Origin of the sequence: Pseudomonas sp. 478, from assembly GCF_003254125.1 — a bacterium.
GTDB lineage: Bacteria > Pseudomonadota > Gammaproteobacteria > Pseudomonadales > Pseudomonadaceae > Aquipseudomonas.
The window spans coordinates 393,698-417,564 of the sequence record NZ_QKZG01000004.1 but is presented as its reverse complement, the minus strand read 5'-3'; the positions used below and the strand labels follow the sequence as shown (position 1 = coordinate 417,564).

At 60.2% G+C, this 23,867-nt stretch carries 18 protein-coding genes, 1 tRNA gene and 2 pseudogenes; 15 read left to right on the top strand and 6 right to left on the bottom strand.

The features are described 5' to 3' along the window. Positions 1-9: 9 nt before the first annotated feature. Entirely contained in the window at positions 10-1,350 is a 1,341-nt protein-coding gene (locus DFS28_RS11645) for a cation:dicarboxylate symporter family transporter (protein WP_111449862.1), read from the bottom strand. 165 nt (positions 1,351-1,515) lie between these two features. Between DFS28_RS11645 and DFS28_RS11640 the strand changes: the two genes are divergently transcribed. Continuing rightward, the gene (locus DFS28_RS11640; RefSeq protein WP_111449861.1) at positions 1,516-2,451 is read left to right on the top strand and encodes a LysR family transcriptional regulator; all 936 of its coding nucleotides are present in this window, start codon (positions 1,516-1,518) and stop codon (positions 2,449-2,451) included. A 202-nt stretch (positions 2,452-2,653) separates the two neighbouring features. After that, positions 2,654-4,780, top strand: a complete 2,127-nt coding sequence (locus DFS28_RS11635) for a TonB-dependent siderophore receptor (RefSeq protein ID WP_111449860.1) — start codon at positions 2,654-2,656, stop codon at positions 4,778-4,780. 401 nt (positions 4,781-5,181) lie between these two features. On the opposite strand, the gene DFS28_RS11630 is transcribed toward DFS28_RS11635, so the two are convergent. Next, positions 5,182-5,269 (bottom strand) — tRNA-Ser (locus DFS28_RS11630). Between the two features lie 123 nt (positions 5,270-5,392). Between DFS28_RS11630 and DFS28_RS11625 the strand changes: the two genes are divergently transcribed. Continuing rightward, positions 5,393-6,064, top strand: a complete 672-nt coding sequence (locus tag DFS28_RS11625) for a Bax inhibitor-1/YccA family protein (protein WP_111449859.1) — start codon at positions 5,393-5,395, stop codon at positions 6,062-6,064. A 65-nt stretch (positions 6,065-6,129) separates the two neighbouring features. Here DFS28_RS11625 and DFS28_RS11620 read toward each other — a convergent pair whose 3' ends face one another. Beyond that, a complete protein-coding gene (locus tag DFS28_RS11620; protein ID WP_008155029.1) occupies positions 6,130-6,567 on the bottom strand; it encodes an Lrp/AsnC family transcriptional regulator in 438 nt (145 codons plus the stop codon). A gap of 135 nt (positions 6,568-6,702) precedes the next feature. Here DFS28_RS11620 and DFS28_RS11615 point away from each other — a divergent pair, with 135 nt between their 5' ends. After that, the gene (locus tag DFS28_RS11615; protein ID WP_111449858.1) at positions 6,703-7,599 is read left to right on the top strand and encodes a DMT family transporter; all 897 of its coding nucleotides are present in this window, start codon (positions 6,703-6,705) and stop codon (positions 7,597-7,599) included. A gap of 14 nt (positions 7,600-7,613) precedes the next feature. Here DFS28_RS11615 and DFS28_RS11610 read toward each other — a convergent pair whose 3' ends face one another. Together DFS28_RS11610 and DFS28_RS11605 are read right to left on the bottom strand one after the other, a co-directional pair. After that, positions 7,614-8,633, bottom strand: a complete 1,020-nt coding sequence (locus DFS28_RS11610; RefSeq protein WP_111449857.1) for an FUSC family protein — start codon at positions 8,631-8,633, stop codon at positions 7,614-7,616. A gap of 68 nt (positions 8,634-8,701) precedes the next feature. Continuing rightward, the gene (locus tag DFS28_RS11605; RefSeq protein WP_111449856.1) at positions 8,702-10,327 is read right to left on the bottom strand and encodes an NADP-dependent glyceraldehyde-3-phosphate dehydrogenase; all 1,626 of its coding nucleotides are present in this window, start codon (positions 10,325-10,327) and stop codon (positions 8,702-8,704) included. A gap of 212 nt (positions 10,328-10,539) precedes the next feature. Here DFS28_RS11605 and DFS28_RS11600 point away from each other — a divergent pair, with 212 nt between their 5' ends. From DFS28_RS11600 to DFS28_RS11560, 9 genes are all read left to right on the top strand, one after another. Further along, complete coding sequence (locus DFS28_RS11600; protein ID WP_111449855.1) at positions 10,540-11,427, top strand: Dyp-type peroxidase; 888 nt, start codon at positions 10,540-10,542, stop codon at positions 11,425-11,427. A 16-nt stretch (positions 11,428-11,443) separates the two neighbouring features. After that, complete coding sequence (locus DFS28_RS11595) at positions 11,444-12,412, top strand: Gfo/Idh/MocA family protein (RefSeq protein ID WP_111449854.1); 969 nt, start codon at positions 11,444-11,446, stop codon at positions 12,410-12,412. A 386-nt stretch (positions 12,413-12,798) separates the two neighbouring features. Next, positions 12,799-13,416: a transcriptional repressor LexA gene (gene lexA, locus DFS28_RS11590; protein WP_111449853.1), complete on the top strand. Its 618-nt coding sequence runs from the start codon at positions 12,799-12,801 to the stop codon at positions 13,414-13,416. Next, positions 13,416-14,033, top strand: coding sequence for a translesion DNA synthesis-associated protein ImuA (gene imuA / locus DFS28_RS11585; RefSeq protein WP_008155007.1), 618 nt, complete (start codon positions 13,416-13,418; stop codon positions 14,031-14,033). The genes lexA and imuA overlap by 1 nt, the downstream gene beginning before the upstream one ends. A 7-nt stretch (positions 14,034-14,040) precedes the next feature. Next, positions 14,041-15,456, top strand: coding sequence for a DNA polymerase Y family protein (locus DFS28_RS11580; RefSeq protein ID WP_111449852.1), 1,416 nt, complete (start codon positions 14,041-14,043; stop codon positions 15,454-15,456). Further along, on the top strand, positions 15,432-18,530 hold the full coding sequence (locus DFS28_RS11575) for an error-prone DNA polymerase (protein WP_218281365.1): 3,099 nt from the start codon (positions 15,432-15,434) through the stop codon (positions 18,528-18,530). Before DFS28_RS11580 ends, DFS28_RS11575 begins: the two co-directional genes overlap by 25 nt. Positions 18,531-18,841: 311 nt before the next feature. Next, entirely contained in the window at positions 18,842-19,516 is a 675-nt protein-coding gene (locus tag DFS28_RS11570) for a CsgG/HfaB family protein (RefSeq protein WP_165933960.1), read from the top strand. A 60-nt stretch (positions 19,517-19,576) separates the two neighbouring features. Further along, positions 19,577-19,921, top strand: a complete 345-nt coding sequence (locus DFS28_RS11565; RefSeq protein ID WP_371922169.1) for a DUF4810 domain-containing protein — start codon at positions 19,577-19,579, stop codon at positions 19,919-19,921. After that, positions 19,918-20,577: a DUF799 domain-containing protein gene (locus DFS28_RS11560; protein WP_111449848.1), complete on the top strand. Its 660-nt coding sequence runs from the start codon at positions 19,918-19,920 to the stop codon at positions 20,575-20,577. The genes DFS28_RS11565 and DFS28_RS11560 overlap by 4 nt, the downstream gene beginning before the upstream one ends. Positions 20,578-20,805: 228 nt before the next feature. Here the strand turns inward: DFS28_RS11560 and DFS28_RS30830 are convergent. Beyond that, positions 20,806-21,032 (bottom strand): annotated as a pseudogene (locus tag DFS28_RS30830) (flavin reductase family protein); the annotation flags it as partial. On the opposite strand from DFS28_RS30830, the pseudogene DFS28_RS11550 reads away from it, so the two are divergent. Further along, positions 21,028-21,318: pseudogene (locus tag DFS28_RS11550) on the top strand (FCD domain-containing protein); the annotation flags it as partial. The pseudogenes DFS28_RS30830 and DFS28_RS11550 overlap by 5 nt on opposite strands. A gap of 329 nt (positions 21,319-21,647) precedes the next feature. Next, complete coding sequence (locus tag DFS28_RS11545) at positions 21,648-23,759, top strand: PAS domain-containing sensor histidine kinase (protein WP_111449847.1); 2,112 nt, start codon at positions 21,648-21,650, stop codon at positions 23,757-23,759. Positions 23,760-23,867: the final 108 nt, after the last annotated feature.

Below are 23,867 nucleotides of genomic sequence, written 5' to 3'. Positions count from 1 at the left end.
GCTTTCCTGTCAGGGACGCGGTGAATGAACGTGGGATTTTTGCGCAGGCTCGATGGGGCTCTCGTCCGACTGGTTTTCCACCGGTGGGCGCAGCAGGCTGCGGCTCGGTTTGCGGCCGGTTTCGCGCTCGAAATCTTCCGGCTTGAAGGCGCCTTCCCAGCGTGCGATGGCAAACACCGCGACGGTGTTGCCGACGATATTGGTCAGGGCAGTGGCGGTGGCCATGATGCGGTCAATGCCGAACAGCAAGCCCAAGCCACTCAGGGGCAGGGTTTGGACCGATTGCAACGTCGCAGCCAGTTTTATGAAGGCGCCGCCCGCAACCGTAGTGCCGCCCTTGGAGGTGATACTCAGGATGGCCAGCAGGCCCAGTTGCTGTACCAAGGAGAACGGCGTGTCGGTGGCCTGGGCGATGAAGCCGATAGCAATCGCCATGTAGATCGCGGTGCCGTCGAGGTTGAAGCTATAGCCGGCGGGAAGGACAAAACCGACCACCACTTCATCGCAACCGCTGCGCTGCAGTTTTTCGATCAGGCGTGGAAACACCACCTCACCGGACGCTGTGCCGAATACCAGCAGGATTTCATCGCGAATCAAGCGCAGTACGCTGCCGAACGGCAAGCCGATGGACCAACTGATCGACCCCAGAATGCCAAACACGAAGATCAGGGACGCCGCGTAGTACACCGCGATCAGCTTCAGGAGGTAGAGGAGGGTGTCGCCACCGTAGCTGCCGATGGCCGCGGCCATGGCGCCGAACGCGCCCAACGGCGCCAGTTTCATGATGAAGCTGAGCATTTTGAACAGGATGCTCTGGGCTTCGCCAATGGCTTTCACGGCGACCGAATCCGGGCCGCACACGCGGTTGATGGCGATGCCGGCCAGTACCGAAATGATCAGTACCTGGATGATGTCGCCCTTGGCGAACGCATCGACCAGCGTGTGCGGGATCAGCCCCAGCAGGTAGTTGATCATGGACACACTGCCGGCGGCGGAGGTGGCCTTGATCGCTTCGCTGGATTCGTTAAGGCTGGTGGCATGCAGGCCCACGCCGGGCTCCACCACGTTGACCAGGATGAAACCAATCAACATCGCGACCGTGCTGACCACTTCAAAGTAGATCAGCGATTTGACCCCGAGCCGGCCGAGTTTGCGCATGTCTTGAACGTGGGTGAGGCCATGGACAAGGGTCACGAAGACGATCGGTGCCAGCATCATTTTCAGCAGGGCAATGAACGCTTGTCCAAGGGGCTTCATGGCCACCGCCCATTGTGGCGCGGCGAAACCGAGGATGACGGCAGCAACAAGTGCGATCAGCACCTGCACGTGGAGCTTCTTCAACTGATTCATGGCATTTCCTGACCCAATAGTGGGCATCATTATTCTTGTGGTAATACGTCCCTTGGCGGGCAAGCTGGGCGTTCAGCTATCTGCGTTGAGCATAGAAAAAACCAACGCTAGGCACAAAAACCTTATTTTGATACAAAGCTATGCTCTGACGGCATGGTGAGTACGATGGACATTCGAGAACTCCGCTCCTTTGTAAAAGTGGCTCAGTGCGGCGGCTTCAGTCGCGCGGCGAAAGAGCTTTTCATCGCCCAGCCAGCCCTGAGTCGGCAGATCGCCAAGTTAGAAGAGCAGTTGCAGGTGGCACTGTTTATTCGGCATGGAAGGGGAGTGGAACTCACCGCTGCCGGCGCGCGCCTGCTCGAACGTGCGGACGTGATGCTGCGCTATATGGAAGAAACCGCCGACCATGTGCGCAACAGTGCGTTTGAAGAGCGCGGGCATCTGGCGGTTGGGTTGCCGCCTGCAATCGGTACCATCGTTGGGCCGCAGTTGATTCGGCGTTTTCACGAACGCTGGCCGAAGGCGTCATTGCATGTACTGGAAGGCTTGAGTACTTCCCTGCAGGAGTGGTTGCTGGATGGCCGGATCCAGGTGGCGGTGGTGTACAACCAGCCGTTGCTTGAGGCTTTCGATGTGCGACCGATTTTCAGCGAGCGGATGGTATTGGTCGGACCACCAGGGGAGTCGCCAAAATCGGTGCGTATCATGGGCCTGGCGGATTTTCCGCTGATCCTTCCTGGTTTACCCCATAGCAACCGACGCCTGATCGAACAGGTAGCGGCGCAAAACGGATTCCAGTTGAATGTCGTATTCGACGTGGACAGCGTCAATTTGACCAAACGCATGGTTGCCGAAGGCATGGGCTATTCGATTCTTGCCCACGCCGCAGTCCAGGAGGATATCGCCAATGGCATTCTGGTGGGGCATGCCATTGAGAGACCCGGCATCCGGTCTACCGTTTCGCTCACTACGCTCAGGGAGCGCAGAAACAGTCGCCTGGCGTTGAGTTGGGAAAAAATTCTGTTGGAAACTTTAGAAGAGCTTGTGACGGTTGGAGCCTGGAAGGAGGCCACTCTTTGGCTGGGTAGAGAGGGCGCGTGAGAGAGCATCACGTAAGCATCGCAGCGAAAATTCACTGGATGGCGCACCGCTCGTTTCGCCCATTCTCCGAATGACGTGATGAGTTGTTCATGTGTGTTAATGGGAATAAGTTTTAATTGCGAATGGTTTTGTATAGCATGCACGGGTCTTTATTGGCGTTTTTACCCTGTGCTTTGGCCTATTCGTAAAGGTTTTCCTCTCCATGCGTCGAACCCTGTTTTCCATTTGTGTAATGCAAGCGTTGTCGTCTTCCTCATGGGCTGAACAAACGGATGTAGCCCCCTCAACGCTTGAGCTGGACGCAACCGATGTTATCGGTACCACGAATTACGAAAGGGCGGACGGGCCGGTTCAGGGTTATCGGGCAACGCGCTCGGCCAGCGCCACGCGTACCGACACGTCGATCCATGAAACCCCGCAATCGATCAGTGTGGTCTCGAAGGATGCGGTCGAGGATCTCGGAGCGACCCGTTTGCAGGAAGCGCTGGACTATGCCGGGGGCGTGGGGCGGGCGAACAATTTCGGTGGGCAGGGCCTGACCACGTTTACAATTCGTGGCTTCACTACTGGCGAGTTTTACCGCAACGGTTTTCCGATCAACCGCGGCTACCCGAACATGCCGGATGCCAACTCTATCGAGCGACTCGAAGTGCTGCGCGGCCCGGCAACCATGCTCTACGGTCGGGGTGATCCTGGCGGGACGTTCAACGTGGTTTCCAAACAGCCGCTACCCGAGCGCACCGTCACCTTGGGCAGTCAATTGAACGATCAGGGCATGAAGCGCGGCACGCTGGACGCTTCCGGCCCGCTTGACGAAGAAGGCCGTCTGGCTTATCGACTGAACGTAGTGGGCGAGGGCGGCGACACCTTCCGCGATCACGTCGAAACCGAACGCTACGGTATCACTCCTGTGCTGACGTGGCAGGCAACCGATGCGACCAAGCTCATTTTCGAAGGCGATTTCATGCGCAACAACGCGCCTCTGGATCGAGGCGTTACGCGTTACGCCAGACAGATTGGCACCGCCTCCCGCGACAGCTTTTTCGGCGAAAAAGACGTTGGCAAATTGCACAACGACAACAACATGGCGCAACTGCGTTTCGAGCACATGCTCAATGACGACTGGACGTTGGGGGGCGGCGTCCAGTGGCTTGATGGTTCGCTCAAGGGCAACGCGGTCGAGGCCAACGGTATTGCCGATGACGGCCGCACCTTGGCGCGCAACTTCAACTATCGCAAGCTGGAGTGGACCGACAAGGACACCCAACTCAATTTGACCGGCCATTTCGATACCGCTGGTTTGCAGCACACTTTGCTCACCGGTATCGAGTACGAAGATTACGACTACAAGTCGATCATTCAACGCTCCAGCGGTGCTGTCGGCGCGTACCCGATCGACATCTTCGATCCGGTGTACGGCCAGCCGCGTCCGGCGCTGACTCGCACGCCGACTCATGACAAGGAAAACCTCAAGACGTATGCCGCGTTCGTGCAGGATCAGGTGGCCCTGACCGACAAACTGAAAGTGCTGGCAGGGGCGCGTTTCGAACGTTTCGAACATGACTACGAAACCTACGTGCCGGGCGGCAAGAGTTGGCAGGCCAGTGACAACGCGGTGACCCCGCGCATTGGCGTGACCTACGATTTGACCGAGACTTTAGCGGTCTACGCCGACACCGCGCGATCGTTCAAGCCCAACACCGGCGCAAGCCGTCTCGGCGGTGGGTTTGCGCCGGAGAAGGGCAAGTCTTACGAAATGGGCATCAAGTGGGAAGCACTGGATGAGCAGTTGAGTGTCGATGCGGCGATCTATCAGATCGAGAAGCGTAACGTTTTGACCACCGATCCCGTTGATTCGACCTTCAGCGTTGCTGCCGGTGAAGTGCGAAGCCGCGGTTTCGACGTCAACGTCGCAGGTAACCTCACCCCCGAATGGCGCGTGATCGGCGGCTACGCCTATGTTGATGCCGCGGTGACCAAAGACAATGTGCTGCGCTCCGGCACGCGCCTGCTGAACATCCCGAAAAACAGCTTCAGCCTGCTCAATATGTATGAGTTCCAGGACGGTACCCTCAAGGGGCTCGGCGTGGGCACCGGACTCAAGTACGTCGACGAGCGCGCTGGGCAAACCGCCAACACCGCGTTTTCGATGGGCAGCTACACCGTCGTTGACTTGCTCAGCTTCTACAAGATCAATGACAAGGTACGGCTCAATCTCGACGTGAAAAACCTGCTTGATCGCGATTACGAAGAAGGTGCGTTCGGCAACGTATACGCCTTTCCGGGTGCGCCACGAACCGTGCAAGTCGGTATTTCCTACACCTTGTAACGCGCCTTGCTGGCACACGCTGCGCTTGCTCGATGAGGTCGGATACGCCGCTCTCTAATCGTCATGGGTATTCCGGTCCAAGTGTCTGGATCTGGCCCTGTCGAGCGATCAGTATGTCGAAATCAGACTTAAACATGTAGTGAGCGGATTATACGGATTTAAGACGAGTCCCGTACGGTTGCGCATAAATTTGTCGCTGTGTGGTCGTAGTCTCACTGGAGCTGGGTGTTCGTGCCCCAGGCTGAAATAACCGGTCGCTTAGTGCGCCAGTTAAAGCTGGCGGAGGATAGTCGATGAAAGTTCGATACTGATAAGAAATGGGCTGAAGTGTGGGCTGGCAGGTTTTTCCAAACCCCAGAAACGACAAAGCCCTGAATAATCAGGGCTTTGTCGTATAAAGATGGCGGAGGCGATGGGATTCGAACTCATGGACCTGTTACAGTCGACGGTTTTCAAGACCGTTGCCTTAAACCACTCGGCCACACCTCCGTTTGCGTTGCGGGCGCCATAATACCTGAATGAAACACACTGTCAAACTCTCTGCATAGCTTGTTACAGAGCGTCTGTTATGATCTTTGCGACTGAACGTTTCAAACCAACAGGAGTGTCGCCATGCGCGAACAGGATTACGCAGTTAATAACAGCGTGCAGGCTGAGCAGCTAGAGGTTAGCCGCGTCCTGCGCAACACTTACGGCTTACTCGCTCTCACCCTCGCATTCAGCGGCGTGATGGCGTTTGTCGCTCAGCAGATGCGTGTCGGCTACCCGAACGTTTTCGTGGTGCTGATCGGTTTCTACGGCCTTTTCTTCCTTACCAACAAACTCCGTGATTCGGCCTGGGGCCTGGTGTCGGCATTTGCCCTGACCGGTTTCATGGGTTTCCTGCTCGGCCCGATCCTCAACCGTTACCTGGGTATGCAGGGCGGCGCCGAGGTGGTCAGTTCGGCCTTCGCGATGACCGCGCTGGTGTTCGGCGGTCTGTCGGCCTACGTGCTGATTACCCGCAAGGACATGAGTTTCCTGGGTGGTTTCATCACTGCAGGCTTCTTCGTGCTGCTGGGTGCGACGCTGGCGGGCCTGTTCTTTCAGATCAGCGGTCTGCAACTGGCGATCAGCGCAGGTTTCGTGCTGTTCTCCTCGGTCTGCATTCTGTTCCAGACCAGCGCCATCATTCACGGCGGCGAGCGTAACTACATCATGGCGACCATCAGCCTGTATGTATCGATCTACAACCTGTTCATCAGCTTGTTGCAGATCTTCGGCATCATGAGCCGCGATGACTAATCGTCAGCCTTGAGGAAAAAACCCGCTTCGGCGGGTTTTTTCTTGCCTGGGATTTGAGTAAAGGGTCACGCCATCGGTGGCAAGCGGCGCTTGACCGGGGTTTTCTTGACGATTGCAGTGTTGGTTTCGGCGTGGGTGTTGAGGCGGTCGAGCAGGGTGTCCAGTTGTTCCATCGAACGCACATGCAGGCGTGCGATGAAACAGTCGTCGCCGGTGACTTTGTCGCACTCGGTAAATTCGGGAATGGCCTGGATCTGCCGTTCCACTTCCTGCAACTGGCCCGGCAGCGGACGAATACGGACGATGGCCTGGAGTTGATAGCCAAAGCATTTGGGGTCGATCTCGACGGTGTAACCCTTGAGCACTCCACGCTCTTCGAGACGACGCAAACGCTCGGCGACGCTGGGCGAAGACAGGCCGCTGATTTGCGCCAGAGCCTTGAGCGAGCGGCGTGAGTCTTCCATCAATGCCGTGATCAGCACTTGGTCGATATCGTCGGTCATGGCGAAACCCCTATTAGGCAATTAATTAAAACCGCCTTGATAAAAAAGGCAGATTCCGAGTTTAGCCTGCTTTTTGCGCTGGAGAAGCCCCACGGCGGATTGGCATACTTTGGGCTCAAACACAGGAGTCTGATGATGGACAAATCAATACGTCACGGGTCATTCGAAATGACCGCCGCCATGCTGATTTCCGGGACCATCGGCTGGTTCGTGCTGGTGTCCGGGCAACCGGTGTTGGACGTCGTGTTCTGGCGTTGCGTGTTCGGTGCCGGCACGTTGTTGCTGATCTGCGCGGCATTCGGCTTCCTGCGCCCCGGCATTCTGACCCGCACCACGTTCCTGCTGGCCGTGCTCAGCGGCGTGGCGATTGTCGGCAACTGGGTGCTGTTGTTTGCTTCTTACTCCCGCGCCTCGATTGCCATTGGCACAGCGGTTTACAACGTTCAGCCGTTCATGCTGGTGGGGTTGGCCGCGTTGTTCCTCAACGAGAAAATCACCCTGCAGAAACTGTTCTGGCTGGGCATTTCGTTTCTCGGGATGCTGGCGATTGTCAGCGCACATGGCGGGCAGGGCGAGAGTGGTAACGATTACCTGATGGGTATCGCTCTGGCGCTGGGGGCGGCATTTCTTTACGCGATTGCTGCGTTGATCATCAAGCGCCTGACCGGCACACCGCCGCATCTGATCGCGTTGGTCCAGGTCACCACCGGTGTGCTGTTACTCGCGCCATTTGCGCACTTTTCGGCGCTGCCGCAAGCGCCGAGTGCCTGGGCCAGTCTGGTAACCCTGGGCATTGTCCACACCGGCGTGATGTATGTGCTGCTCTACGGCGCGATCCAAAAACTGCCGACGGCACTGACCGGTGCGCTGTCTTTCATCTACCCGATTGCGGCGATTTTCGTGGACTGGTTTGCCTTCGGCCATCGCCTGGAACCGCTGCAATGGATCGGTGTTGCCGCGATTCTGTTGGCCGCTGCCGGCATGCAACAGGGCTGGAACCTGAAGTTACGTCGGACAGTGACGACGCAGTAAACCGTAAAGAAACGTCAGATGTTCCAGCGCGGTGCCGTCTTGGCCAGGCGCTGGCGCATCTCGCCGATGTTGGCGGCTAATTGCCGGACCAATAACCGGTAGCCGTCCAGCGGATTGTAAACCGGCGCGGTCAGGCTTGAATCCGACGGCAATTCGACGGGCCGGTTGAGCCGCTGGGACGCCCCGGATTTCAGCGCCCGGGCCATACCGATCAGTTGCACCCGAATCAGTCGATGCTCGGCTTTCAAGGACGATTGCAGATGGGCCATGGCATCGGGGTCACTGGCGTCAGGTCGGGTGTTGCCGAGAATTTCCAGGGTGCTGACACACATCCGCAAGTGGCGCTGAATGGCATCGAGTTCAGTCATGGAAATCCGCACTTCCTTGGACACCGACGGCATCAACGAGCGCAGTTGCACCATCACCGTGTTCAGGCGCCCCACGAGTTTATGGTGTTCGTCATCGGTGACCGATTGGCCATTGATGATGCGTCCGTAGATCGTCGCGCAGTCGCGCAAGGCATCGGCCAGGTTGTAGCGCCAGGAATAAACCGCGTAGAGCGGCAAGGCGAAAGAAAATGCCAGGGCCAGGGCGATGCCGATCAGGATGTCCACCCCACGCCACAACCCGTCGGTTATCGGATTGTCGCCATGCCCCGCGACGATAAACACGGTTATCGCCGAGAGCAACGCGGTGTAACCGCCCTTGCCGATGGCGTGGTACGAGAAGAACCCACAGACCACGGCCATCGCGAAATAGGTCAGCCACGGCATCCCGAGCCAGGCCTGTTGCGCCACCAGCAGCAAGCCGACGCCAGCACCGATCAAGGTGCCGATGGCGCGTTCGGCGGCTTTTTTGCCGATGTTGCCGTGATGCTGCAAGCCGCCGATCACCACCAGCATCGTCACCGACGCCCACTCACCGTGGGGCAGATGGATGCCGGTGGTCAGCAGGATCGTTGCCAGCAACCCCAGCGACACGCGCACCGCGTGGATCACCCTGGCGTGGCGATAGCGCCGATACGGGTCCAGCAACGGACGCAGCAGTCGGCGCAGTAGCAGTGGCAGTCGGCTGTCTCTGAATGTGCTCAGGCTCGGTCTCCTCAGAAGATGTAATCGGTGGTCAGGAAACTCGAACTGCGTCCGCTGATGATTTCGCTGATGAGTTCTTTGTTGGTTTCCTGGAACTTGGTCGCCACCAGGGTGCGAATCGAAAACACCCGCAACGCATCATGCACCGACAGCGTGCCTTCGGCGGAGTTCTTGCGTCCGTTGAACGGGAAGGTGTCCGGACCGCGCTGGCACTGGGCGTTGAGGTTGATCCGGCCGACCTGGTTGGCGAAGGTGTCGACCAGCCGGCCGACCGCCACCGGGTTGGTGCCGAAGATACTCAGCTGCTGGCCGAAGTCCGATTCCAGAACGTAATCGATCACTGTGTCCAGATGCCGGTAAGGCACGATCGGCACGACCGGGCCGAACTGTTCTTCCTGATAGACGCGCATCTGCGGCGTCACCGGGTACAGCACGGCAGGGTAGAAGAACGAAGCGCGGGCTTCACCGCCGTTGGGGTTGACCACGGTGGCGCCTTTGCCGACGGCATCCGCCACCAGCGAGTGCAGGTAATCGACCTTGCTTGCTTCTGGCAACGGCGTCAGCGCCACGCCGCTGTCCCACGGCATGCCGGGTTTCAGGCTGGCGAGTTTGGCGTTGAATTTCTCGATGAACGAGTCGACCACGTCTTCATGGACGAAGAGGATTTTCAGCGCGGTGCAGCGCTGACCGTTGAAAGACAAGGAACCGGTGAGCGCTTCGCTGACCGCGTTGTCCAGATCCACCTCAGGCAGCACGATGCCGGGGTTCTTCGCGTCCAGGCCCAACGCCGCACGCAAGCGGTGTGGTTTTGGATGGAGTTTTTTCAGGTCGCTGGCGGCTTTGTTGGTGCCGATAAACGCGAAGATGTCGATCTTGCCGCTGGCCATCAGCGCGCTGACGGTCTCGCGGCCGCTGCCGTAGATCACGTTGATCACCCCGGCCGGGAAGCTGTCGCGGAACGCTTCCAGCAACGGACGAATCAGCAGCACACCGAGCTTGGCCGGTTTGAACACCACGGTGTTGCCCATGATCAGCGCCGGGATCAGCGTGGTGAAGGTTTCGTTCAACGGGTAGTTGTAAGGTCCCATGCACAACGCCACACCCAGCGGGACGCGGCGGATCTGGCCGAGGGTGTCCTGTTCCAGTTCGAAACGGCTGGAGCGACGGTCGAGTTCCTTGAGCGCATTGATGGTGTCGACGATGTAATCGCAGGTGCGGTCGAACTCTTTCTCCGAGTCCTTGAGGTTCTTGCCGATTTCCCACATCAGCAACTTGACCACGGCCTCGCGCTGTTCGCGCATGCGTCCGAGAAAGGTTTCGACGTGCTGGATGCGTTCGGCCACACGCATTGTCGGCCACAGACCTTGGCCCCGGTCATAGGCACGGACGGCGGCGTCGAGGGCGGTCAATGCGGTGTCGGCATCGAGCAGCGGCGTACTGCCGAGGATCACTTGTTCATCGCCATTTTCACCCGTCAGGTACACCGGGCTGCGGACTTGGGCGAGGGGCCCGGACCAGGTTTTCAGCTCGCCGTCGACCAGGTATTCACGCTGTTCGGTCTGGCCATTGAGGCGATATTTTTCCGGGATGTCGCTGGCGTCGGGAAACAGGTTGCCAAGGATGTGTGCTGTGGTCATGTCGCTACCCCGTCTGGATTGGGTGATGCAATTGATGAATCGTTTTAGCAGACCTCGGACTCGCTTGTCATGGCTCATCTTAGGATTCTTTTGGCTTGACGTTGCGGATCGTCATAGCGGCTATAGGGTTACGGGGCTGCGACCTTTTGCCCTGAAAACACACAAGTGCCGATCCTGCGGTTAAACTTCGCGCTCTTTCTGAAGGAGTTCATATGAGTTACTACCAGCCGGGCATTCTCGCCACCCCAGTTCCGCCTCAAGCTCGTCATATGTTCTTCGCACTCGAATCCGCCGCTGCCTTGCCGGCCGCGCTGGAGAATCTTAAAGGCCTGGTGGACGGGAAGTCGGCCGTGGTCGGGTTCGGTGAGTCCCTGGTCAAGGCCCTCAAGGGTCAAATCGAAGGCTTGCGCGCCTTTCCGGCGTTGACCGGTGTCGGCGTCGACAACCCGTCCACCCAGCACGCGCTCTGGTGTTGGTTGCACGGTGTCGACCGTGGCGAATTGCTCAACCGCAGCAATGCCATCGAAGCCGCGCTGGCCCCGGCCCTGCGCCTGGTGCAGATGAACGAAACCTTCCGCCACCTCTCCGGCCACGACCTGACCGGTTACGAAGACGGCACCGAAAACCCTCACGACGAAGCCGCCGTTGCTGCTGCGCTGGTGAGTGACGGCGCTGACGGAATGGTCGGCGGCAGTTTCGCCGCGATCCAGCAGTGGCAGCATGATCTGAAAGGCTTTCACGCGATGCCGTCCCATGAGAAGGACAACATCATGGGCCGTCGTTTGAGCGACAACGAAGAACTCGACGACGCGCCGATCTCCGCTCACGTCAAACGCACCGCCCAGGAGAGCTTCGCCCCCGAGGCTTTCGTGGTGCGCCGCTCCATGCCCTGGATCGAAGGCGATCGCGCCGGCCTGATGTTCCTGGCCTTCGGTTTCTCCCTCGACGCTTTCGAAGCCCAACTGCGCCGCATGAGCGGTCTGGAAGACGGCATCACCGACGGTTTGTATCGCATCAGCCGGCCGATCACCGGCGGCTATTACTGGTGCCCGCCGCTCAAGGACGGTCATCTGGACCTGCGCGCACTGCGCGTCGGCTAAACATCAGGGAGTGACTATGAACGTGGTGCGCTGGGGCATGATCGGGTGTGGCAGCGTCGCTGAACGCAAGAGCGGGCCGGCCTTCTACAAGGCGCCCGGCTCGGCGCTGGTGGCGGTGATGGGCCGGCGTCTGGAAGCGGTGACGGATTACGCGGCGCGCCACGGCATCGCTCGGGTCTACACCGACGTGGAAGCGTTGATCAATGATCCCGAGGTCGACGCGGTGTACATCGCCACGCCACCTGACAGTCATCACGCTTACGCCTTGAGGGTGGCCGCCGCCGGCAAACATTGCTGCGTCGAGAAACCCATGTCGTTGAATGCCGGGCAAAGTCATGAGATGCAAAAGGTCTTTGCCGACGCCGGGCTGCACCTGTTTGTTTCCTACTACCGACGTTCGCTGCCGCGCTTCCAGCAAGTGCGGCAATGGCTGGAGGAAGGGCGGATCGGCGAGGTCCGGCACCTGACCTGGACCCTGACCAAAGCGCCATCTCCGACCGATCTTGGCGGTACAGATAACTGGCGCACCGACCCGGCTATTGCTGGCGGTGGTTATTTCGCCGACCTGGCCAGTCATGGCTTCGACCTGTTCCAGTACCTGCTGGGTGACATCGTCGAAGTCGCCGGGTTTACCGCGCACCAGGCCGGTTTATATGCCGCCGAGGATGCCGTCAGCGCCAGTTGGCGGTTTGCTGGCGGTGCTTTGGGCATGGGCTGCTGGAACTTTGTGGCGGATCGTCGCGAGGACCGGGTCGAACTGATCGGTAGCAAAGGCCGGATCAGCTTTTCCGTATTCGATGAGCATCCGGTTCAGCTTGAAGCCGATGAAACTCTCAGCCTGCACATCGACAATCATGAGCACATCCAGTGGCATCACGTACTGGGTATGAACGCCCATATCCGTGGAGAAGCGCAGCATCCAGCGGTTGCCGAACAGGCGCTGAAAACCGATTGGGTGATGGATCAGATCCTCATGCGCGGCTAACGCTCACTGAATGCCCCGTCGATGTAGCAGCTGTCGAGCAGCGTGAGGCTGCGTTCGGCGCATCTGAAAGTCGAAATCCCTTGCTCCGTTGAAACTCAATCCAAATGGAGAGCGAAGAGGCCGGCATAGCTTGCATCTGCATTGACTGAACGGCCGCCATCGCGAGCAGGCTCGCTCCCACAGGTTTCGTGGTGTAGGCAGGATTTGCGGCTGGCTTCGATCCACTGTGGGAGCGAGGCTCGCGAAGAGGCCGGCCCTGAGTGGAACGGAGCCTCATTCACCCTGTCGGCCTCCGCCGACACCGTAATTTGTGTTTGCCTCGGGTTGTGTGGTCGACCAGCCAGCTGACTGGCGGTCCTTGCCAGAAAAAAGCCAAAAGAGTACAAATGTACTCCATGACGACTTTAACTCCCCGCCGTACCGCCATCCTGACCTTTATCCGCGATCGAATCGCCGAGCAGGGCCAGTCCCCGAGCCTCGCTGAAATCAGCGAGGCGTTCGGTTTCGCCTCCCGCAGCGTGGCGCGCAAGCATGTGCTGGCGCTGACCGAGGCCGGTTTTATCGAGGTCAATGCGCATCAGGCCCGGGGCATTCGTTTGCTCGGGCAACCGGCGCGGCCCGAGTTGCTGGACATTCCGGTACTCGGTCGGGTGGCGGCGGGGGCGCCGATCGGTGCCGATGCCGAGGTTCACAGCCGCTTGCTGCTCGACCCGTCGATCTTCTCGCGGGTGCCGGATTACATGCTGCGGGTCCAGGGTGACTCGATGATCGAGGACGGCATACTCGACGGCGACCTGGTGGGCGTGCACCGCAATCCCGAGGCGGTCAACGGCCAGATCGTCGTTGCGCGACTCGACGGGGAAGTCACCATCAAACGTTTCGAGCGGGTCGGTGAGAGTGTCCGATTGCTGCCACGCAATCCGGCCTACCAGCCGATCATCGTCGAAGCCAGTCAGGACCTGGCCATCGAAGGGGTGTTCTGCGGTCTGGTGAGGCAAGGGTGATGGGCGCCGTCGTTGCGCTGGATACGCTGTTCAATGGCGGCCAGGTCTGGAAGGGCCGGCCTGCGCCACCGGCTGTCAGCCCGCAACCCACCGGGCATGCCGCGCTGGATGCGGCGTTGCCTACGGGGGGGTGGCCGGAAGCGGCGCTGACCGAAATCCTTTTGGCCGGGCAGGGTGTTGGCGAGTTGCAACTGGTGTGGCCAGCGCTGGCGCGGTTGTCCGCCGCGGGCGAGCGCATCGTGCTGGTGGCACCGCCTTACGTGCCCTATCCCCAGGCCTGGCAGAACGCCGGGGTCGATCTGCGTCAGTTGTCGATCATCCAGGCCAGCGAGCGCGATGCCTTGTGGGCAGCGGAACAATGCCTGCGTTCGGGCAGTTGCGGCGCGGTGTTGTGCTGGCCGCACAAGGCCGATGACCGGGCGTTGCGGCGTTTGCAGGTGGCGGCGGAAACCGGCTCGACCCTGGCGTTTGCCTACCGCTCGATCAATGAGGCGATCAACCCTTCGCCCGCGGCGCTGCGCATCGCCATCGATGCCAAACCTGCGCAATTGCGCGTGCTCAAGTGCCGGGGCGGGTTGGCGCGTTCGGCGCCGATTGCCTTCCCCGTGGGACATTGAGGTTGCCATGCGCTGGGTGTGCATTCTCTTCCCGCAATTGGCGCTGGACGCGGTACTGCGTCAGCGCGCCGATCCCGATGAGCCGCTGGCGCTGCTGACCGGCCCGGCCCAGCGTCGGGTGTTGCAAGCGGTCAACGCTTCGGCCCGGGCGCTGGGCTTGCGTCCGGGCCAGTCGATGACCGCCGCCCAGGCCTTGAGCAAAGGGTTTGTCACGGCTGAATACGACGCTGCCGAGATCGAGCACTGGCAGCAGTTTCTGGCCGCCTGGGCTTATCGATTCAGTTCACAAGTCAGCGTGCATTACCCGCGTGCGGTGGTGTTTGAAATCGAGTCCAGCCTGGGGTTGTTCGGCGCCTGGCCGCAATTCGAGGCGCGGTTGCGCGCCGAACTCGGCGAGTTGGGGTTTCGCCATCGGATTGTTGCCGCGCCCAACCCGGTGGCGGCACGGGTGCTGGCCAACGCTTATGACGGTCTGGTGGTGCCCGACGATCAAGCCTTGCAACATCACCTAGGGCAGTTGCCCATCGACCGGATCGGGCTGGAAACCAGCGTTGCCAGCGCATTGTCGCGCATGGGGTTGCGCACCTTGAGCCAGGTTCAGGCGTTGCCTCGCCATAGTCTGGCCCGGCGTTTCGAGGCCCAAGTGCTCAAGCATCTGGACGCCTTGCTCGGGTTACGGCGGCTGGCGCTGGCGTTCTACTTGCCGCCGGACCGGTTCGATGTGCGCATCGAGCTCAACTTCGACGTGCAGTCCCATCAGGCGCTGCTGTTTCCGTTACGCCGGCTGACCGGTGACCTGTCAGCGTTTCTTTGCGGTCGGGACAGCGGCGTGCAGCGTTTCGACCTGCACCTGGAGCACGCCGGCTTGCCGGACACCGTCATCAAGGTCGGCCTGCTCAGCGCCGAACGTGATCCGGCGATGCTCTTTGAACTGGCCCGGGGTCGGTTGGAGCACGTCCAGGTCGAGGCCCCGGTGCGCGGTTTTCGCCTGCGCGCCGAAGACTTGCCGGCCTTCGTTCCCCAGTATCAGGAACTGTTCGACGACCGCCCGCAGCAGTCCTTGCCCTGGGAGCAACTGCGCGAACGCTTGCGTGCGCGGTTGGGGGATGACGCGGTGCAGGGCTTGCGGTTCCAGGCCGATCACCGGCCGGAATGCGCGTGGCAGGCCAGTGTCGACAGTCAGCGCTGTGCAGGGCTGCCTGCGGTGCAACGTCCGGGTTGGCTGCTGACTGAACCGCTGGCGGTGCACGAAGGTTCGGCGCGCATCCTGATGGGCCCGGAACGCATCGAGTCCGGTTGGTGGGACGGCGCTGATGTGCGCCGCGATTACTTCCTGATCGAAACCCGTTCCGGCCAGCAGGGCTGGGCCTATCGTGCGGTCGGCGAGGACGGCCCGTTGTGGCTGCAAGGCTGGTTCGCATGAGTGTCGACTATGCCGAGCTGCACTGCCTGTCGAACTTCAGTTTCCAGCGCGGTGCTTCCAGTGCCCTCGAACTCTTTCAGCGGGCGAAAAAGCAGGGCTATCAGGCCTTGGCGATCACCGATGAATGCACGCTGGCCGGTATCGTCCGCGCCTGGCAAGCGGCCAAAGCCGTGGAGCTGCCGCTGATTATCGGCAGCGAAATGCGCATCGAGAACGGTCCGAAACTGGTGTTGCTGGTGGAAAACCTCGAGGGTTACCAGACCCTGTGCCGACTGATTACCCGAGCGCGGCGCCGCACGCAGAAAGGCCAGTATCAAGTGCTGCGCGAGGACTTCAGTGAACCTTTACCGGGGCTGTTGGCGTTGTGGGTGCCGGACGCGGTCGATGACGTCGAACAGGGCCACTGGCTGAAACAGACCTTCGTCGATTGCCTGTGGCTGGCCGTCCAGCTACATCGCGGCCAGGACGATACCCGACGGTTGGCTGCGCTGCTGACTCTGGCGGGCGAACTGCGAATTCCGGCAGTGGCCAGCGGTGATGTGCACATGCACGCTCGTGGGCGACGCGCTTTGCAGGACACCATGACAGCGATCCGTCATCACGTGCCGGTGGCGGAGGCCGGGTTGCGTCTTCATCCCAATGGCGAGCGGCATGTGCGCAGTATCGAGGCTCTGCAATCGATCTACCCGCAAACACTGCTCGACGAAACGCTGAACATCGCCCGGCGTTGCACCTTCGACCTCGGTCAGTTGCGTTATCAATATCCCCGGGAGTTGGTCCCTGAAGGCCAGACAGCCACGTCCTGGCTGCGTTATTTGACCGAGGAGGGTATCGCGTGGCGCTGGCCAAAAGGCCCGCAGGCCCAGGTGCTGACGCAGATCGACAAGGAGCTGGAGCTGATCGCCGAGCTGGGCTACGAAAGCTATTTCCTGACAGTTCACGACATTGTGCGATTTGCCCGTGAGCAAAAAATCCTGTGTCAGGGCCGTGGTTCGGCGGCCAACTCGGCGGTGTGCTTTGCCTTGGGCATCACGGAAATCGATCCGGATCGCACCACGCTGTTGTTCGAGCGCTTTCTCTCCAAAGAGCGCAACGAACCGCCGGATATCGACGTCGATTTCGAGCATGAACGCCGCGAAGAAGTCCTGCAGTACGTGTTCCAGCGTTATGGCCGGAGCCGCGCGGCGCTGACGGCGGTGGTCAGCACCTATCATGCGGCCGGCGCGGTACGTGATGTGGCCAAGGCTCTGGGGTTGCCGCCGGATCAGATCAACGCCCTGGCCGATTGCTGTGGCCACTGGAGTGATGAAACACCGCCGGTGGAGCGCCTGCTTGAAGGCGGGTTCGATCCTGAGAGTCCGGTGCTGCGCCGGGTGCTGAGCCTGACGGGGCAGCTGATCGGTTTCCCCCGACACCTGTCCCAGCACCCCGGCGGTTTCGTGATTTCCGAGCAGCCTCTGGACAGCCTGGTCCCGGTGGAAAACGCCGCCATGGCCGAGCGCACCATCATCCAGTGGGACAAGGACGACCTCGATGCCGTCGGGCTGCTCAAGGTCGATATCCTGGCGTTGGGCATGCTCAGTGCGATCCGCCGCTGTTTCGATCTGTTGCGCCGTCATCGCCATCGGGACCTGAGTCTGGCGACGATCCCGGCCGAAGACTCGCAGACCTACGACATGATCGGTCGTGCCGACACCATCGGCGTGTTCCAGATCGAGTCCCGGGCGCAGATGTCGATGTTGCCCAGGCTCAAACCCCGGACCTTCTATGACCTGGTGATCGAGGTGGCGATTGTCCGTCCGGGGCCGATTCAGGGCGGGATGGTGCATCCGTACCTGCGACGCCGAAACAAGGAAGAACCCGAGGTCTATCCGTCCCCGGCACTGGAAACCGTGCTCAAGCGCACGCTGGGCGTGCCGCTGTTCCAGGAGCAGGTGATGCAGATTGCGATTGTCGCCGCCGACTACAGCCCCGGCGAGGCCGATCAGTTGCGCCGCTCCATGGCCGCCTGGAAACGCCACGGCGGGCTGGAGCCGCACAAGGATCGCCTGGCCGCCGGGATGAAGAAAAACGGCTACACGGCCGAGTTTGCCGCGCAGATCTTCGAGCAGATCAAAGGCTTCGGCAGTTATGGTTTTCCCGAGTCCCACGCCGCCAGTTTCGCCTTGTTGACCTACGCCAGTTGCTGGTTGAAATGCCACGAGCCGGCGGCCTTCGCCTGTGCGCTGATCAACAGCTGGCCCATGGGTTTCTACAGCCCGGACCAGATTCTGCAGGACGCGCGCCGGCATCATTTGCAGATTCGCCCGGTGGACGTGCGCGCCAGTGACTGGGATTGCAGCCTCGAACCGATCACCGGTGCCCAGCCGGCGATCCGCATGGGGTTGCGGATGATCAAGGGCTTTCGTGAGGACGATGCCCGGCGCATCGAAACGGCGAGGTCGAAAGGGGCGTTTATCGACATTGCCGACCTCGGCGAACGGGCGCGACTCGATGCCCGCGCCCAGGAGCAACTGGCCGATGCCGGTGCGCTGCGTGGCTTGGCGGGTGACCGCCATCGGGCGCGCTGGGAAGTGGCGGGTGTGCAGAAACAGCTCGGCTTGTTTGCCGGTCTGCCGAGTCAGGAGGAGGGCGCGGTGTCGTTGCCAAAACCCACCGTCGGCGAGGACCTGCTGGCCGATTACAACAGTGTCGGCACCACGCTCGGTCCGCATCCGCTGGCTCTATTGCGGGGTGAATTGAAAGCCCGGCGCTGCCGCAGTTCGAAGGAGCTGCTGGAGGTCGAGCATGGACGACCGGTCAGCGTCGCCGGGCTGGTGACCGGCCGACAACGCCCGGGCACCGCCAGTGGTGTGACCTTTGTCACCCTTGAAGATGAGTTCGGCAACGTCAACGTCATTGTCTGGCGCGACTTGGCCGACCGGCAGCGCCAGGTGTTGGTGGGCTCGCAATTGCTCAAGGTCGACGGGCGCTGGGAAAAGGAAGGCGAAGTGCGGCATTTGATTGCCGGACGGTTGAGCGACCTGAGCCCATTGCTCGACGGCATCAGCGTACGCAGCCGGGATTTCCGCTGAGCCCGACCTGATCGTTCCCACGCTCTGCGTGGTAACGCCTCCCGTGACGCTCTGCGTCACAGCGGACGCGGAGCGTCCGTGGCTGCATTCCCACGCAGAGCGTGGGAACGATCGCGCGAGCCAATGCGTTGATGCCTGAATAATTTAATACTGTCTTCGATAGTGGCACTTTGGCATAATGCCGGCCGCCGACGTCCCGCACGTCGATTGTCGATTTGATTCCCCTCTCGCTTTTTCGCCGCTGCAACCCGCAGTGGCCAGCTATTGCCGTGTCGGGATAAACCGTTTTTCAAAAGGAATGCGCAGTGAGAATGATCTCTCGGATGTTGGTATCGGCGGCAGCGATTGCCCTCTTCGGCGCGATGGCCGGGTGTGCGACCGAAAGCTCGCGCGCCTTGCCGGTAGAAAAGGTCGAAAGCGCAAGCCTCGCTTATGCCGGCGTTCGCGTACCCATGGCGGTCGGCAAGTTCGACAACCGTTCGAGCTACATGCGCGGGATCTTTTCCGACGGTGTGGATCGCCTCGGCGGTCAGGCCAAGACCATCCTGATCACTCACTTGCAGCAAACCAACCGCTTCAGCGTGCTGGATCGCGACAATATGGACGAAATCCAGCAAGAGGCCGCGATCAAGGGCCAGTCCCAGCGCCTCAAGGGGGCTGACTTTGTGGTCACCGGAGATGTCACCGAGTTCGGCCGCAAAGAGACTGGCGATCACCAGTTGTTCGGCATTCTCGGTCGCGGCAAGACCCAGGTGGCCTACGCCAAGGTCAACCTGAACATCGTCAACATCAGCACGTCCGAAGTGGTTTATTCGACTCAGGGCGCGGGCGAATACGCCTTGTCCAACCGCGAAGTCATCGGCTTTGGCGGCACCGCTGCCTACGACTCGACCCTCAACGGCAAAGTGCTCGACCTGGCCATGCGCGAGGCGATCAATCGTCTGGTGGACGGCATGAATGCCGGTGCATGGAAACCGCACAACTGATCGAAGTCGATGACAAGGAGCGGTACAAGCATGTTCAAGATTTATGCGAAATGGGCGCTGATGGCGTCGACCGTGCTGGTCAGTGGCCTGTTGGCCGGCTGCAACAGCGGCCCGAAAACCCTTTACCAGTGGGAAAGCTACCAGCCGGAAGTCTATGAGTACTTCAAGGGTGAAGAACCCAAGGAAGCTCAGGCCGAAGCGCTGGAGCGCGACCTGCAGAAGATCAGGTCCACCGGCAATACTCCGCCGCCTGGCTACCACGCTCACTTGGGGCTGTTGTACCTGAGCATGGGAAAGGATGATCAGATGGTGCAGCAATTCAGAACCGAGAAGACGTTGTTCCCCGAGTCGACGCCGTACATGGACTTTTTGCTTAAAAACGCCAAGACCGGAGACATCCAATGACCGCGCGCTCATTGAAACTGATGGCCGGGCTACTGGCTCTGGCGGTACTCGGCGGTTGCGTCAGCCCCAAGACCGTGGACTATTCGGCCTACAAGCAAAGTCGTCCAAAAACCATTCTGGTGCTGCCGCCGCTGAACAACTCGCCGGACGTCAAGGCGTCCTACAGCCTGTTGTCGCAGGTCACGTACCCATTGGCTGAAGCCGGTTACTACGTGCTACCGATCGCTCTGGTCGATGAGACGTTCCGCCAGAATGGCTTGACCACACCGGCGGATATCCATCAGGCACCGGCCAACAAACTGCAAGAAATCTTCGGTGCCGATGCTGCGCTGTACATCACTGTGACGGACTACGGCACTCGCTACATGATCATCAACAGTGAAACCGTGGTGACGGCCAGCGCGAAACTGGTGGACCTCAAGAGCGGCACCACCCTGTGGACCGGCTCGGCTCGGGCTTCGAGCGAGGAGGGCGGTAACAACGGTGGCGGTGGTTTGGTTGGCATGCTGATTACGGCGGCGGTGAAGCAAGTGATCAACAGTTCCACCGATGCCGGTCACCCGATTGCCGGTGTGACCAGTGCACGGCTGCTATCGGCAGGACAACCGGCAGGGTTGCTGTACGGGCCGCGTTCGCCGAAATACGGCACTGATTGAGATTGTTTTCATGCTCACGGGCCACCCCTCACCCTAACCCTCTCTCCAGGGGGAGAGGGGACTGACCGAGGTGTGTGGCGAAATTCATCGACCTGTTAAATCGGGTCGATTATGGATTCAAAACAAAATACTCAGGTCGCCGTATACCGTGAGATACCCACGACCAGTCCCCTCTCCCTCTGGGAGAGGGTTAGGGTGAGGCGGGATCTACCTGACACAGCACAAGTCTCACTTACTCAGCGGCCAAAACCGCTTGCCACCTCCCGGCGCCTCCGTCCACGCCTGCAACGAGCGTGTCGGCAAATCAAAATAATCGCGTGCGCGCGCATACCCATGCCCCCCATCCGCCCAATCGCATTGAGCCCGAGTTGATCGATATACAAGGTTTTCGGGTCGATCAATTCATCCCGTACATGCGCCATCAACACTTCGCCAAAGATAATCTCCCGTGAGGTCCACATCAAACTCGCGTAAAGCCTGAACAACCCGGTGTTGCTGGACTGGTTCCGCAAGCTGATTTCCCGCGCCTCGCTGTACGCCGCCGCGCTGAATGACGACAGTCACGAAGCCTGCCGCGACGACGAACACCTGCGGCTGATCGAGTTCATCGAGGCGGGAAATCAGAGCGCCGCGATCGAACTGACCTGCATGCATTTGAATGGCATCGAGAAGGCGATTCTCGACGTCGCCGCCACGCTGAAAACCGGCTACCACCCGCTCAAGCACCTGATTGAGGTTTGATGCTCAACACAGTGCTTGTGGCGAGGGGATTTATCCCCGTTCGGCTGCGAAGCAGGCGCAAAACCTGAACGCACGGTCTATTTGATGCACCGCGTCGTCTGAATTCACGACTGCTTCGCAGCCGAACGGGGATAAATCCCCTCGCCACAAGGTAGCTGCTACATGGTTCGTCTGTAGAGCTCCATTGCTGCAAAAGCCTGGATGATGTGAATCAGCTAACCTCTATGAAACCATTGGCGACGGCGAGGCTCGAAACAAACGGGCACGTACCGTCCTCATGCCGTTGCGATCCCTTAAGCCAGTCATCTACAGGGATACAGAATCAGTCGATGCAGTTTTTAGACTATAGCCATGGGTGTGCAGGCTGGAACGGTGAAATGGCCGGGCGCATCCGCGCGTTCGACTGGAGCCTGACTGAGCTTGGGAACATGGACTCCTGGCCCAGAAGCTTGTGCAGCGCGGTGCAGTTGATGCTCGCGTCCCCATTGCCGATGGTGATGCTGTGGGGCCGACCGGGTTACATGATCTATAACGATGCGTACTCCAAATTTGCCGGTGGCCGCCATCCTTACCTGTTGGGTTCTCCGGTGGAGCTGGGCTGGCCGGAAGTCGCCGAATTCAATCGGCATGTGGTCGATACCTGCCTGGCCGGCGGCACCTTGTCCTATCGCAACAAAGTCCTGGAATTACTGCGCGACGGGGTTCCCGAAGATGTCTGGCTGGACCTCTATTACAGCCCGGTGGCGGATGACGACGGGAAACCGGCCGGGGTCATGGCGATGGTGGTCGAGACCACCGAGCATGTGATTTCCGAACGCCGTCGTCAGGCCGCCGAGGACGCCTATCACGCCGACAACGAGCGGGTGCGCCTGGCGCTCAATGCCGGGGCTTTGCTCGGCTCGTTCGTCTGGGACATCAAGGACAATGTGCTCTCCGGTGATGAGCGTTTTGCCCGCACCTTTTCCTACCCGCCGGAGCAAAACCTGGCCGACCTGCCAATGGAGATCGCCGCAGCACGGATCCATCCCGATGACCGCAGTTGGGTGCAGGAGCAGATCGATCAATCCGTGGAAACCGGCGAACCGTTTAACGCCGAGTATCGGGTCCTGCGCCCGGATGGCAGTTATCTGTGGGTGCTGGCGAGTGGTGGCTGCGAGTTCAACGAGCAGGGCGAACCGTTCCGTTTTCCCGGGGTGTTGATCGATATCCACGAACGCAAGAGCGCCGAAGAATCCCTGCTCAAGTTCACCCGCAACCTGGAGCAACGCGTTGCCGACGAAGTCGAAGCGCGACTGGCTGCTGAAGAACAATTGCGTCAATCGCAGAAACTCGAAGCCATCGGCGGCCTCACCGGCGGCGTGGCCCATGACTTCAACAACCTGTTGCAGGTGATCGCCGGCAACCTGCACTTGCTGGCGCGGCATGAACCGGACAACGCCAATGTGCAGCGCCGGGTCAGCGCTTCGATTGCCGCGGTCGAACGTGGCGCCAAACTGTCTTCGCAATTGCTCGCGTTCGCCCGTCGTCAGCCCTTGTCGCCAGCGGTCTGCGATCTGCGGCAGGTCTTCGATGGGCTCGGGGAATTGTTGCAGCGGGCGCTGGGGGAAACCATCCAGATCAATGTCAGCGCGGCTGAAGCCCTTTGGCACATCTACGTGGACCGCAATCAACTGGAAAATGCCATCCTCAATCTGGCGATCAATGCCCGTGACGCTATGAACGGCGAGGGGACCATTGACCTGAGCGCCGAGAACATTGCCCTTGATAGCAAGTTTTGTGCAGGCAAGGGCATCGTCGCCGGTGACTATGTCTGTGTAGCGGTGGCTGACAAGGGTATCGGCATGTCGCCGCAAGTACTCGCCCAGGCTTTCGAGCCGTTTTTTACCACCAAGGCCGATGGCCAGGGCACGGGGCTGGGCCTGAGCATGGTGTTCGGTTTCGTCAAGCAGAGTGGCGGGCATATCGAGATTTCCAGTGTGGTCGGGCAGGGCACGCGGGTGCAGCTGTATTTCCCTCGCAGCCTGCGCCCGATGCTCAACGAAACGACACGTCATGACCCGCAACAGCGAGGCGGACACGAAACCATTCTGGTGGTCGAGGACAACGAGGCGGTGCGCAGCTCAGCGGTGGAGTTGCTGAGTGAAGAAGGTTATCGAGTGCTGACGGCGGCCAACGGTGACGTCGCGATGCAGATGTTGCTGGAGGGCGCCGTGGTAGACCTGATTTTCACCGACGTGGTCATGCCCGGCCTGATCAAAAGCGCGGACCTGGCCGCCTGGGCCAAGGTGCAGACGCCGCCGGTGGCCGTGCTGTTCACCTCGGGCCACACCCGTGACATTATCTCGCGCAATCACCAGCTCAGCCCTGATACTTATTTACTGAGCAAACCCTATGGTCCCCAGGCGCTGACCCATATGGTGCGCACCGTTCTCAACGGCTGAACGATCAACCCCTGTAGGAGCCGAGCTTGCTCGCGATGGCGGTGCGTCAGACACACCGCTATCGCGAGCAAGCTCAGCTCCTACAGGTGAACCGCATTTCTTTGAACC